Consider the following 13,970-nt stretch of genomic DNA (forward strand, 5'->3'; position numbering starts at 1 on the left):
TCAAGATTGCAGTTCCATGGCAACGGTTACCGACGGCCGCTGTTCCATCACTTGGCCTTCGTTCATGTGATAGATGCGGTCGGCCATGCCGAACCAGCGATCATCATGGGTCACGCAGATGACGATCTTCCCCCGCGCCTTGAACGCCGGCAGCAGTTCCTCATAGAATACATGGCGGAAATGGGGGTCCTGGTCCGCCGCCCATTCGTCGAAGACCAGGACGGGCTTGTCCTCCAACTCCGCCACCAGCAGGGCCAGCCGTTTGCGCTGGCCGGTGGACAGGTCGATGGTGCTGAAGGCGCCGTCGGCCACATGGACCTTGCCCGTCATCTCCAGCCGCTCCAGCAGGGCCTCGACGCGCAAGGGGTCGATGGCGCCCACGCCATAGAGGCGGCGGGACAGGTGGTGGTCCGCGAAAATGGCTGAGAAGTGGTCGCGATAGGCCTGCATCTGCCCCGGCGCCACCGGCACGCCATCGGCCAGCATCTGGCCGCCGCTCAACGGCGCCAAGCCGGTCAGCAGGCGCAGCATGGTGGATTTGCCCGACCCGTTGCCCCCGGTGACGAAGGTGATCTCGCCCGCCTTGAAGGACAGGGTCAGGGGCCCCACGGAAAAGAGGGGGCGGCCCTTGCTGTCCGCGTAGGAGAAAACGGCGTCCTGCAGCGCGATCTGCCGCGGCGCGGATAGCGGCAGGGCGGATTCCCCCGCCCGCAGTTCCACCGCCCGGCGCAATTGGCTGGTGATGTCGTCCATGTTGGCCAGCGCCATCTCCGTCTCCGTCACCATCGGGGTGACGTGGGCCAGGGTGCCGACGGGGCCGACGACGAACAGCGCGGTCATGGTGGCGGGCACGACCACGTCGGCATAGTCCTTGGCCACCAGCGGCACCAGGAAGACCATAAGGCCGATCAGGGTGTAGAACATGGCCTGCAGCAGGGCGAACTCCCAGCCCCACTGCGCCTTGGTCCGGCTTTTGATGCGCCGCGCCTCCGACGAGGCCGCCCCCACGTCGGCGACCAGCCCCTGGGCGCGCGTCGTGCTCATGCGCACTTCCTTGAAACCGTCCAGCATGTCGGACAGGCCATCGAACACCGCCATCTCCGCCGCCACCGCGTCGCGCATGGCCTGGCCCAAGGCCTTCATGCGGGCATAGCGCACCACCACCGCCACGATGGCGAACCCGAAGGCCATGACGAAGGCGGCCACCGACAGCCAGGCGAGGTAGACGCCCAGGAAGACGAGGACGATGGCCTGCTGCACGCCGATGACCAGGAAGGGCAGGCTGCGCGCCAGGGTCTGGGTATCCTGGGTCAGGGCGCTGTATAGCCGGGTACGCCCCAGCCGTTCCACGCTGACCAGGTCGGAGGCGCGAACGGCGTCGAACAGCCGGGTGCGCAGGCGGTGGATGATGTTTTCCGCGTCCTGGGACGCGGTGACCAGCACATAGTTGTCGCTGACGGCGAACAGGGTGATCGACAGGGCGAACAGCAGGACCAGCCGTTCGCTGACCGACCCCTTTGCCGCCTGCTGAGAGGCCTCGTCCACCAGCCACATCAGGGTGGTGGAGGCCAGCGCCGACAGGGCCGCCGTCCACGCCAGAGACTTCAGGTTCTGCGGAATTTCTTCGCCGACAAGGCGCCACAAGCGCATCAGGCGCCCTCCCCCGGCTGGCTGGCCGCCGCCGCGATGGCGGGATCGGGGCGGTCCTCGCGGACGATGCGCCCCATCTCCATCCGCAGGCAGCGATCGGCCGCGTCGAAATAACGGTCGTCATGGGTGACCGCGATGATGGTCAGCCCCCGCGCCTTCAGCGCCGGCAAGATCTCGCGATAGAATTTCTGCCGGAAGTGCGGATCCTGGTCGGCGGCCCATTCGTCCAGGATCAGGATGGGCTTGCGCTCCATCAGCGCCGTCACCAGGCCCAGGCGCTTCTTCTGACCGGTGGACAGGTCCTGCCGGCCGAAATGGTCCCCCTCCAACGCCGTGATCTCCGCCATCTCCATCCAGCGCATCAGGGCCGGCGCCTCATCCTTGGCACCGGGCGCGGCATCGTGCAGCCGCTTGAACAGATGGAAATCGGCGAAGACGGTAGCCATCAGCTGACGATAGCCGTCATAGCGCTCGGGACCGATCCGCACCCCGTCCACGGCCAGGGTGCCGCGCAAGGGATGGTACAGTCCTGTCAGCAGGCGGACGAACGTGGATTTGCCCGAGCCATTGCCGCCGGTGACGAACACCGTCTCGCCCCGGCGCAGGGTCAGGTCGATGGGGCCGACGACGAAGGGGCGTTCACCCGCCGGCGCCGGGAAGCTGAACTCCACCCCGGACAGCGTGATTTCCTGGAAATCCGCCGATACGGGCTCGGGCGTCACGTCGGGCCCGCCCTCCTCCAGCGCCAGCAGTTCCTCCCCCAAGGACAGCATGCGCCCGGCCGCCGCCTCCGACGCGCCCATGAGGGTGACGGTCTGCATCAGCGCGGAGAATGGCGAAGACATGAACAGCACGGCCGCCGCCACCTTCACCACCTGCTGGCTGAAGGACGTGGAATAGGTGGGCACGATGAAGACCACGGCCCCCATGATCAGGTTGAACACGGTGGCGCCGAAGATGAACTGCTGCCAGCCGTGCAGGTGAACCTCGCTCTGCGCGGTCATAACCCGGGCGGAGACACCGCTGAACGTGGCGCCCAGGTCATGGCTGCGGGCGCTGCTCAGCCGCTGTTCCTTGAAGCCGTCGAACAGGTCGGTGACGCCCTCGTGCAGGCCGGCGGTCTCCGCCGCCAGGATACCTTGGCGGTCGTTCAGGTCACGCCCGAGGCGCAAATAGCCGACGGCGCAGAACGCCAGCAAGCCGGTCACGACCAGGAAGGCCAAGCCGGAGATCCAGGCGATGTAGACCATGACGGCGATGGTCAGCAGGAAAGATCGCAGCGACAAGGCCAGGAAATGGGAATTGGCCGAGATCATCTGCGTGCTTTGGGTGATGCTGTCGTACAGGCGCGTGCGCCCGAAGCGCTCCAGCTTCCATAGGTCAACCCGGCTTAGCCGCCGCATCAGTTCCATGCGCACGCCGTCGATCGCCTCCTCCAGGTCGGCGCCCATACGGGCCACCATCCAGGTTTCCATGAGGGCGTAGACCACCACGCCCACGGCGAAGGCGACGGCGAACCACAGGTTCACCTGGCTCGTCTTCTTCTCGGCGATCTCGGCGGCGGCGGCGTTCACCACCGCCAACACCAGGGTGCTGGACAGCGCCGACAGCGCGGCCCCCGCCACCAGCCGGCGCAGGGGCCCCGGCCCCAGCCGGGCGAGCAAACGGACGAGATTCATCGGGACCCGGGAAAGGCGACGGGACCGGGAGCGGGTATCGGGCTGGTCGGCATACGGACGGGGCCTGCTGATCGGCGGTTGACCGGGTCCAGCCACAATCTCACGTGGGTGGCAAGCTCGGCAAGCCAGGGCTGGACCAGCATCTGTCCATGGGTCCCCTCCATCCACCGCAGTTCCACGCCCTGGCTGGCCAGTTGACCCCAACCGTTCAGGGCATCGCCGGGGATCCCCGGGGCCTGGCCGGTGATGACGCGCGGCCGCACCAGCAGCAGGCGGGTGTCCAACTGCCGGGGACGATAGCGCACCGCCGCCAAGCCATTGTTCTGGAACAGGGCCAACAGGCGGCGCATCCCCGCCCGGTCCATGCCGTCCGGCAGGAAATGACCGCCCTTGTTCTGCTCCAGGATGAAATCCAGCCGCTGTTCCGGCGTCATCGGCCGCAGGGTGTCGGCGTCGAACAGACCCATCTCGTCGAACAGGGCGGCCAGGTATTCCGCTTCGTCCTTTTGCAGCAGCGCGCGCACCGGGTCGGGCGCGGCGACGCCGTCCAGGACGATGACGGCACGCAGGTCGACGCCCGCGCGGTGCAGCTGGCACGCCGCCTCCCAGGCCAGCAGGCCGCCGAAGCTCCAGCCGGCCACGGCCACCGGGCCGTCACCCAGCACCGGCCGCAGCGCCTTCACATAGGCGTCGGCCTGGGCCTCCACCGTCGGCAGCAGGGGCTGCCCCTCCTCCAGACCATAGCTTTGCACCATGTAGACCGGCTGAGCCGGCCCCAGGGCCTGCGCCAACTCGCGGTAGCAGAGCACGTTGCCGCCCACGGGGTGGAAACAGACCAGGGGCACGCGGTCGCCGGTCGGATTCACCGCCACCACCGGCTGCCAGTCGGCGGCCTGCTTGCGGCCGTCGATCAGCTGGGCCATGGTCGCCACGGTGGAACTGGCGAACAATTCCGCCAGCGGCAGGCGCACGGCGAACTCCGCCTCCACCGCCGACAGCAACCGCACGGCCAGCACGCTGTGCCCCCCGCTCAGGAAGAAGTCCGCTTCGGCGTCGGCCACCGGCTGGTCCAGCACCTGTTCCCAAATGGCGGCCAGGCGCCGCTCCGTCTCCGTGGCCAGGGGCCGAACCACGGCGGTCGCCTGCTCGGCCGGGCTGGGCAGGCGCGCCTCGTCCAGCTTGCCGTTGCTGGTCATGGGCAAGGCGTCCACCGTCAGGATATGGGCGGGCACCATCCAGGCGGGCAGCGCCGCCTCCAGCGCCGACCGCACCTCGGCCGCGTCGAAGCCCGGGCGCGGCACGACATAGGCGATCAGGATCCTGTCACCGGTGCCGCGCGGGTCACGCGCCAGCACGACGGCGTGGCGGATCAGCGGATGCTTGGTCAGGCGGGTTTCCAACTCGCCCAGCTCCACCCGATGGCCCCGGATCTTCACCTGCCGGTCCTCCCGCCCCAGGAACTGCAATTGGCCATTGGCCAGGCGCCGCGCCAGATCGCCCGTGCGATACCAGCGCTGGCCCTCCGCATCCGTCTGGAAATACGCGGCGGTCTGCACCGGGTTGCCCAGATAACCCCGCCCAACAGAGATGCCGCCGATGCGGATTTCACCGGGCACGCCATCCGGCACCTCGCGCCCCTGGCCATCGGTCAGGCGCAGCTCGATGCCATCCAGGGGCAGCCCGATGGGCGGCGGCAAGTGTTCCCGCCACGTGGCGGCCGTCATCAGGTACTGGGTGGCGCAGACGCAGGCCTCGCTGGGGCCATACTGGTTCACCACCGAGGCGTCGCGATGGGCCGGCACGTCGAAGAAGCGGCGCAACGCCGCCTCCGCAATGACCTCTCCCCCAAGGATGAAGCGGCGGACCCGGGTGGAGCGGCCACTGTCATGCCAATAATCCGCCAGCAGGCTGAACAGGCTGGGGGTGGCATCGCACACGTCGATGTCGTGGCGCTCCAGGAAATCGTGCAGGGCCGACGGGTCGCGCCGGGTGTCCTCGCCGCTGATGTGCAGGGCGTGACCGTTCAACAGCGTGGTGTAGATGGCATGCATCGAACCATCGAACGCGAAGGTGAAATTGCAGGTGGCGGCAAGCTGCCGTCCCTGCGCCATGGGCTGGTGCAGGCTGCGGTCGATGGCGGCGGCCATGTTGACGACGGAACGATGCTCGATGACCACACCCTTGGGCACGCCCGTGGTGCCGCTGGTGAACATGAGATAGGCGGCCCTGTCCGGCGTCACCTCGACCGTCGGCGCGGTCGCGGGCAGCGCCTCCAGCGCGGCGGCACCGGCGATCCAACGGTGGCGCCGCGCGCCCTCGCCCCGGCCATCCACGCGCACCACCAAGTCGAAATCATAGGGCGCGGGGTCGAAGCCCGGCGCCTCGATGGCGGAAAAGTCCAGCGACGGCGCCTCCGGCCGGCCGGCCGCCCAATCGCGGAAGAAGGCCCGGGGAGCGAAGAAGTTGTCGGCCAGGTCTAGGCGGGGGTGGTAACCCTGCCCGGCATGGTCGCGGGCGAACGTGGCCAGATCGGCCAGGTAAGCCTCCTTCCGGTCCAGATCCCAGATGTTGCCCAGGAAGAGGGCGCCGCCGGGCCGCAGCAAGGCCATGGCCTTGTCCAGGACGGACGCCAGGTAACCGAAACCGGGGAAGCTCTCAATCACACTGTTGAGGATGACCAGGTCGAAGGATCCCGCCGGCAGCAGATCGATATCATGCGAGGCCAGGTGGCGCCCGACGACATGGTTCAAGCCCAGGCGGCGGGCCACCGCCTCCGCCCGCTCCGCGTTCAGGCGGGAAATGTCGCTCGCGACGTAATGGCCACAAAGCGGCGCCACCCGCCGCATGGTGAAGCCCGAGGCGCAGCCGATCTCTAGCACCCGGGCGGTGGGGCCCAGCAAGGGCGCCAGCTTGCGCCGGGCGTTGTCACCGAACGCCGTCATGGCCTCCGGCGCCATGGGTTGGCCAGTGAAGGGGCTTTTCCAGCCACCGGCGTTGACGTCGTCCACCTCCTCCGCCGCGATATGGTCCCACAGCTCGGTGGACATCATCACGCTGGGGGCCTCGACCATGGCGGCGGGGTCGGCGGCATCCAGGCAGAGGCCATGCGCCAGGGACGGGCATTGCCACTGCAGCGTCCGCAGGTCGCCCAGGTTCGCGATGTCCACGATCATGGCCTCGGCCCCGGCGATGCGGACCAGTTCGCGCCGGCGGGACAAGGGCTGGGTCGGGTCCAATGGCACATAGACGCAGCCGGCCTTCTGCACCCCAAGCGCCGCCGCCAGATAGCCGCGACTGCGGCCCATCATGACGGCGACCCGGGTCTCCGGCGCCAGGGCCGCCTGGCCCAGCCAGTGCGCGATGCGGTTGGACCAGGCGTCCAAGGCGGCGAAGGTGGTGCTCCCGGCCTCGTCCACCAGCGCCGGCGCATCCGGCCGGAGGGCGACCCAGCGGCTGAAGCGGGTGAGGATGGTCTGCCCCGCCACGTCGTCAACGGCCCGGCGGGCGCCGGCCTTGGCGGATGCCTCATGCGCCTTGGTGTCCTGTTGGCGCGCGCGGTCGTCGTCCGCCTCGAACATGAAATCGGCGATTCTCACTCCGCGGCCTCCTTGCCTGGTCGGTTCACGATCATGGTGGCGAATTGGCCCAGATAGGCCAGCCAGCGTTCGGCCGTTGGCCGGTCGATGACGTCGGTGTCGTATTCGAGAAGGAATTCCATCTGACCCGGCCGGTCCGTGAGGAACAGCAGCAAGTCATGCTTGGCGGTGGCGGGCCGGATGGCCGCCTCCACCTCCTGCATGAAGGCGGGATCAAGGGCGCCAGCGCCATCCCGCCCTTCGGCGTCGGCCCTGGCAGTCCCCAGCGCCGGGCCGTCCTCTACTGCCAAGTCAGCGCCAAGGTCCTGGAAATGCTGGTATTCGAAGACGACGTTCACCAATGGCTGGCGGTTGCCGCTGCGCTTGGGCGCGACGGCGCGCACCAGCAGGTCGAAGGGATAGTCTCGATATTCCAGGGCAGCCATCAGCGCGGCATGGGTCTGATCCACCAAGCCGTCGAATTCCGTCTCATCATCGAAACTCAAACGGATGGGCAGCACGTTGACGAAGAAACCGATCAGGCCTTCAAGCGCCGCCCGGTCCCGGCCCGCCACCCCCATGCCGACCACCAGGTCAGCCTGGCGGGCCAAGCGGTACAACAGGCTGGAGAACAGGGCCAGGCCCACCGTGGCCAGGGTCACCCCGCGTTGCCGGGCGTAATCCGTCAGCCCCTGGGCCACTGCTGGTGGCAGCACCCGGGCGACGGTGTCACCCCGGTGGGACTGGACGGCCGGCGGCGGCCGATCCGTGGGCAGCGCGATGGCACCGGGCGCCCCATCCAGGGTGCGGCGCCAATAGTGGGCGGCGGCGCGCCAATCCCGACCCGCCTGCCAGACGGCGAAGTCGCGATAGGTGATGGCGCGTTCGGGTGCTGCGAAGGCTACCCCGGCCAGCACGTCACGGTAGTGGGCCGCCAGCTCGCGCAGCAGGATGCGGGTCGACCAGCCATCGCCCACCACATGATGCATGACCAACAGCACCAGCCAGCCCCGCTCATCCAAGCGCAGGGCGCAGGCGCGGGCCAAGGGAACCCGGGTCAGGTCGAAGGGCGTCGCCGCCTCACGCCGGGCCCAGCGCAGGGCCTCGGCCGTCGGATCGTCCGTCTCCCGCAGATCAACCACGGCCACCGCCGACAGGGCCTCGGGCTCGATACGCTGGCGGATGGCGCCGTCCACCTCGAACAACAGGGTGCGCAGCGGCTCATGATCGCGCACCAGGCGATCCAGCGCCCCGTTCAAGGCGTCCGGATCCAGGTCGGCCGCCGGCAAGGCGAACGTGATGTTGTAGGCACCGCTGTCACTGTCCAGGCGATGGGCCAGATATAGGCGGGCCTGGGCATTGCTGGCGGGATAGTCCGGCGCATCCGCCGCGCGCGGAATGGGCGCCTCCGTCCCCGTGCCCCGGCCGGCCAGCGCCGCCAGGTCCGCCACCGTGTCGGCCGCGAAGAAGTCGCGCATGGTCAGGCGCACGCCCGTGGCCTCGGCGATGCGGTTGACCACACGGATGGCCAGCAGCGAATGGCCCCCCAGGGCGACGAAGCCCAAACGGCGATCCTCCACCGGCCGGTTGAAAAGATCCGCCAGGATGTCGGCCACCAACCGCTCGATGCCAGGAAGCGGCGGTTCGACGGCGGCGTCCAGGTCGGCACCCAGGTCCGCCAGCAGGCGGGCTCGATCGACTTTGCCATTGATGGTCACCGGCACGTCGGCCACGGCGACGAAGCGGCTTGGCACCATATACGCTGGCAACCGCTCGGCCAGCCAGGCGCGCAAATCTTCCGGCCGCCACCCGGCTCCCGCCACGTCCTGATGAAACGCCACCAAATCACCGGGCTGCGGCCGGTGCAGGACCACAGCCCGGGCAACACCCGGACAGGTCGCCAGAGCCTGCTCGATCTCCTCCAATTCAATACGATAGCCGCGAATCTTCACCTGTGAATCGCGCCGCCCGCCAAATTCCAGGACGCCGTCCGCCCGCCAACGTCCCAGATCGCCCGTCCAGTAGAGCATCTGGGCCGGGTCCTCCGGGTCGGCACGGAACCGCTCGGCCGTCAGGTCCGGGCGACCGTTATACCCATCGGCCAAGCCTAGCCCGCCCACCGCGATCTCCCCCCACACGCCGGTGGGGACGGGACGGCCCTCGGGGTCCAGGACCGCGACGCGGGTATGGGCGATGGGGCGCCCGATGGGCACGGGCCCGGCCCCCTGCTCCAGATCGGCCGCCGTGACGCGGTGCATCGTGGAGAAGGTGGTGTTCTCCGTGGGGCCGTAGCCATTCAACAGCACCAGATTTGGCGCCGCCTCCAGCACCCGGCGCAGATGGGCGGGGCTGGCGGCCTCGCCCCCGGTGATGACGGCCCGCACGCCCTGGAAACACGACGGGTCGGCGTCCGCCTGCCGATTGAACAGGCCGGTCGTCATCCACACCACCGTCGCCTGGTGGTGGCGCAAGGCGCCCGACAACTGAACGGGATCCAGCAACTGCTCCCGCGTCACCAGGCACAGGGTGGCGCCCCGTATCAGGGTGACCCAGATCTCATAGGTCGAGGCGTCGAAAGCCAAAGAGCCCGTCTGGGTCACGCGGTCATCCGGCCGGATGTCGGCGTGGTCATCGCCTTGGGCCAACCGCAACACCGCCCGCTGGGACACCAGGACCCCCTTGGGCCGGCCGGTGGATCCCGAAGTGTAGAGCAGATAGGCCAGCCCATCCGTCGGCGGGGTCGGCACCGCGTCCGCCTCCGCGTCGCGCATCTCCTCCGCCGCCAGGACGGGCAGGCGGTCGGACAGCACGGCCCGGCCGGCGGCGTCCGCCACCGCGACCACGCAACCGCCATCCTCCAGCAACCAAGCGACGCGGTCGGGGGGATAGGTCGGGTCCAGGGGCATGTAGACGGCGCCGGCGCCGACGATGCCCAGCACCAGGGCCACGGCGGCGGCGTCACGTTCCACATGCAGGGCAACCCGGTCCCCGGGGCGCACGCCGGCGGCGGTGAGGCGGGCGGCCACGCCGCTGGCCCGGCGCAACAGGGCGCCATAGGTGAGGTCACCATCCGGCCCGCGCAACGCCACCTTCGCGGGGTTGGACATCGCCTGCCGGGCGAAGGCGCCGAACAGGCCGAGGTCCAGGTCCAGGGCGGGCATGGCCCCCCGCTCCCAGCCGGCGATACGGATCGCCTCGGCCGGGGGCATCAGGGGCAGGCTGGCCACCATCGTGTCCGGTCCCGCGGCCGCCAGCCCGGCCAGCAGGGTTTGGAAATGATCCGCCAGACGGTCCATGCGGTCGGGGTCGAACAAATCGGCCGCGTACTCGCAGGCGACCAAAACGGAGTCCGGCAGGTCGCGCACAAAGATGGCCAGATCCGCCTTGGCCTCGGTCCGGGTCAGGCCGAAACTCTCCACCGCCACGTCATCGCCGAGGGCTTTGAAATTCATGTAGGACAAGGTGATGTCGGCCAGCGGGGTCCGCCCGGGCTGGGCGGGAACGGCCAAATCGGTCAGCAGGCGTCCCAGGCCATAGGCGCGGTGGCGCAGGGCCTCGGTACAGGTGGCCTGGGCGCGGTCCAGCAGGTCGGCCACCCGGTCCCCCGCCATTACCGACAGGCGCAGGGGCAGCAGCGAAACCATCATGCCCACCATCCCAGCCAGCCCATCCTGGGCGCGGGAATCGATCGGCACCGCGATCACCAAATCGTTCACCTGAGCATAACGCGCCAGCAGCACCGACCACGCCGCCGTGACCAGGGCGAAAGGCGTGGTCCGCCGGGCGGCGGCGGCGGCGCGCATGGCGGCCATCACCGTGGGCGACAAGGTGAATTCCAGGTTCCCGGGCCGGCGGCTGGGCTGGGCCGGGCGGGCACGATCGGCCGGCAGGTCCAACAGGGGCGGCATGGTGGCGAAACGCTGACGCCAGTAGGCGGCAGCCTCGCCGTCAACCAACGCCCCGGCACCCCGCCGCGACCACCAGGCGTAGTCCTTCAACTGTCGCGCCGGGACCGGGGGCAAATCCCGGCCCCGCAGGAGTACGCCCAACTCCGCCAACAGCACCTCCACGCTGAAGGCATCGGCCAGGGCGTGATGCACGTCCAGCAAGAGGTGCCGGGGCTGGCCGGCCACGGCCAGCAGGGCGAAACGGACCGGCGGCGGGCCATAAAGGTCGAACGGCCGCACCCAGCCGCGCATGGCGGCGTCCGTCCCTTCATCGTCCGCCACATCCAGCCGTTCCAGGGTGATTGGTCCCGGCGGCAGGAGGGTCATGGTCGGTTCCGCGCCATCGGCCGCGGCCGGCAGGAAGCGGGTGCGCAAAATCTCCTGCCGCGCGACCAAGGCCTCGACCGCCGCCGCGACCTGGGCCCTGGTCATCCCGGGGGGAGGTGCAGGGCCATGGGCAGATTGTAGGCGGTACCCATGTCGGCCACAGCCTCGGCATTCAGCACCGCCAACTGTTCCCAGGCCACCGGATAGTCGTCGACCTCCGGTGCCAGGGGCAGCACAGGCTCTTCCAGCGCCATGGTAGCTGTGGACGCGGGAGTGGCGGTGCCACGGGACTTGGAGCGCAGCCGCGCCGCGAGCGCCGCCACCGTGCCGGCCTCCAGCAAATCGGCCAGGGTGACCGAATGACCCAGGTCGCGCACCACCCGTTCCACGATCTGCATACCCGCGATGGAATCGCCGCCGAGGCTGTAGAAGTCATCCTCCTGCGCCACGGCGTCGTACCCCAGAACCTGGGCCCAGACGGCGGCAAGCGCCGCCTCCAACGCGCCGCCACCCTCCGCGGGCGCATCCGCCTTGGCCATGCCGACCGGCACGCCCGGCGACCCTGGCTTAGACGTGACGGCAGGCACCTCGCCCCTCAGGGCAGGACCGGCATGGGGGTCAAGCATGACCACCTGCGCCTCACCCGCGGCCAGCGCCAGCCGCCAAGCGGCGGGAAGGGTGGCGGCGCCCAGGTGCGCCTCCAACCTCAGTCGGGTATGTTGGGTGCGGGCCGCCATGCCGACCTCGCCGATCATGCACCAGTCCACTGTCAGGGCAGGACGCCCCTGGGCGCGAAGGTGGGCCGCGAAACTGTCAAGGAAGGCGTTACCGGCGGTGTAACCCGTGAAGCCGGCGGCGCCCAGCAACCCGGTCAGGGAACCCGCCATGACGAAAGCCCGCAGGGGATCGTTCCGGGTCAACTCGTCCAACAGCCGGGCGCCCACCACCTTGGCCGCCATCTCGCACACCACGTCATGGCCGGTATTGACGAGGAAGCCCCCATCCGACACGCCCGCGTTGTGCACCACGGCCGTGATTGGGCCCACGGATTGGCGGATATGGTCCAGCGTGGCCGCCAGCGACTCCCGGTCGGTGACATCGCACGCGTGCTGGCTAAGCCTGAGCCCGGACACCTGCAGCCGCTCGACGACCGCCGCCCGCGCCTGAGCGTCCGGATCCGTGCCCGTCACCCGGCCCTGACGCGACACCAGCGCCAAGGCGACCTTGCCGCCCGCCGCCAGGGTGGGGGCCAACAGCAGCGACAAGCCGCCCAGACCGCCGGTCACGACGCATACACCCTCCGTCGGCCATGCCAAGGCATCGGGCGCCGAGTCCGGCACGTCCCCCGCCAGGGGGGCGAAGCCACGCACCAGGCGCTCACCTTCCCGCCAGGCGACCGCGCGAAACGGGGCCTCAGGCGCGGCGAACTCGGCCAGCACGGCCGCCGCCGGCGTGGCCGGTCCGGCATCCACATATCGGGAGGACAGCAGCGTCTCCTCCCTACCCGCGCAGAGAACGGCGCCGAAGGTGATGGCCTGGTCGGGGTCGCCCAGGGCCTGGCCATTGACGGCGAAGGCGCCGAACCCGACACCCAGCAGGCGGGTGCGCCGGACCAGGGCGCCCAGGACCACGCGCATGACGTCCGTCACCCTTCGAATCAGGTCAGGTCCGCCATCCGGCGCCAGCACCACGTCCACAGGCGCCGCGGCCAGGATGTCGGCCACCGCCGCCCGATCCAGGGCACCGGTGGCGCAATGGCCCGCCAACAGACCGGCGGTGGTGAGGTGGCGCACCAGGCTATCGGCCAACGCCCCCTCACCCACGACCAGGACCGGCCTTCCGTGCGCCGGGGCGGTGAGCGGTGTCCTCGTCCAGACCGGACGGGACGGGACGATGCCGGTCGAGACCGGAGGAATGGCGGCATCAGCGGCCCGCCGCAGGAAGCGCAGGCCATGGAAGGCGACCGCCACGCGGCCGTCGGCCGGGTCGGCCAGCACCACGTCGGCCTCCCGCCCGTCCGGCACGGCACGCCAACGCACATGGACCACAGGGGCCGACGGCAGGCGGCCATGGATGGCGATTTCAGCGCATCCGGCGGGGATCAGGCCAGCCTGGTCCAGGGCCAAGCTGGTGGATACGTCCAACAAGGCGGGGTCGAGCGCCAGACCGCCCGCATCCGCCGGGGTGGTTGCCGGGGAGGTCCAGGCCAAGCGCTCCCCCTCGCCTTCAGCCAGGCGGTCCAGCCGCTGCCAACGATCACTGACCACCACCGGACCATTGGTCGATAGGGGGAGCGCCGCCGTGGGCGCGGCACAGCGAGCGACGATTTCGGCCACGGACACCGGCGGCGTTGGCTGGGCCGCATCGTCCAACCGGGCCTCCGCGAAAGTCTGCCAGGCACCGCCACGGGCGCGGCCCTCCAGACTGACCCGGCCATCGGCGTGAAAGCGCAGGGTGACGGTGCCCGGTTCCACTTGTGACGCCCGAAGGGGGCGCAGCCACCGCAGATCCCGAAGACGCGACGGCCCCCGCGCGGTCGCCACCAGGGCGGGGAAGGCCATGCCGACCAGGGTCGGCTCCCCATCCAGCCGGTGTTCCGCCATGGGCCAGAAATGGGGGGCGTGCACGTCCAGGGGATGATAGGCGCCCTCGCGCGTCACCGCCGCCGGACCCAGCAGGTCGGGCGCGCTCGACAGCACGGGCATCGCCGCGGGCAGGTCGGGCGCCAGGCGGCGCCGGGCCAGCGGGGCCGCCGGCAGATGGGCGCGACCCGTCGTCCCGTCCGTGGCATC

General features: G+C 69.9%; 5 protein-coding genes (1 of these 5 running past the window's edge). All 5 read right to left on the reverse strand.

The features are described from left to right. Tightly spaced (each overlapping or abutting the next), the 5 genes in view from ULB03_RS01625 to ULB03_RS01645 form a layout consistent with a single transcriptional unit that may run on beyond the window. Complete coding sequence (locus ULB03_RS01625) at positions 1-1,650, reverse strand: cyclic peptide export ABC transporter (protein WP_322481578.1); 1,650 nt, start codon at positions 1,648-1,650, stop codon at positions 1-3. Next, positions 1,650-3,329 carry a cyclic peptide export ABC transporter gene (locus ULB03_RS01630; protein ID WP_322481579.1) on the reverse strand — a complete coding sequence of 560 codons (1,680 nt, stop codon included), beginning with the start codon at positions 3,327-3,329 and terminating at the stop codon, positions 1,650-1,652. Before ULB03_RS01630 ends, ULB03_RS01625 begins: the two co-directional genes overlap by 1 nt. Next, positions 3,326-6,925, reverse strand: a complete 3,600-nt coding sequence (locus ULB03_RS01635) for an AMP-binding protein (protein ID WP_322481580.1) — start codon at positions 6,923-6,925, stop codon at positions 3,326-3,328. Before ULB03_RS01635 ends, ULB03_RS01630 begins: the two co-directional genes overlap by 4 nt. Beyond that, complete coding sequence (locus tag ULB03_RS01640) at positions 6,922-11,283, reverse strand: amino acid adenylation domain-containing protein (RefSeq protein ID WP_322481581.1); 4,362 nt, start codon at positions 11,281-11,283, stop codon at positions 6,922-6,924. The genes ULB03_RS01635 and ULB03_RS01640 overlap by 4 nt, the downstream gene beginning before the upstream one ends. After that, positions 11,280-13,970, reverse strand: partial view of an SDR family NAD(P)-dependent oxidoreductase gene (locus ULB03_RS01645; protein ID WP_322481582.1) — the 3' portion only. 495 nt of this gene lie beyond the right edge of the window; only the last 2,691 of its 3,186 coding nucleotides appear in the window; its start codon lies off the right edge, out of view; its stop codon occupies positions 11,280-11,282. Before ULB03_RS01645 ends, ULB03_RS01640 begins: the two co-directional genes overlap by 4 nt.

The sequence above is a fragment of the Nitrospirillum goiasense genome (genome assembly GCF_034427435.1).
In the GTDB taxonomy this organism is placed as follows: domain Bacteria; phylum Pseudomonadota; class Alphaproteobacteria; order Azospirillales; family Azospirillaceae; genus Nitrospirillum.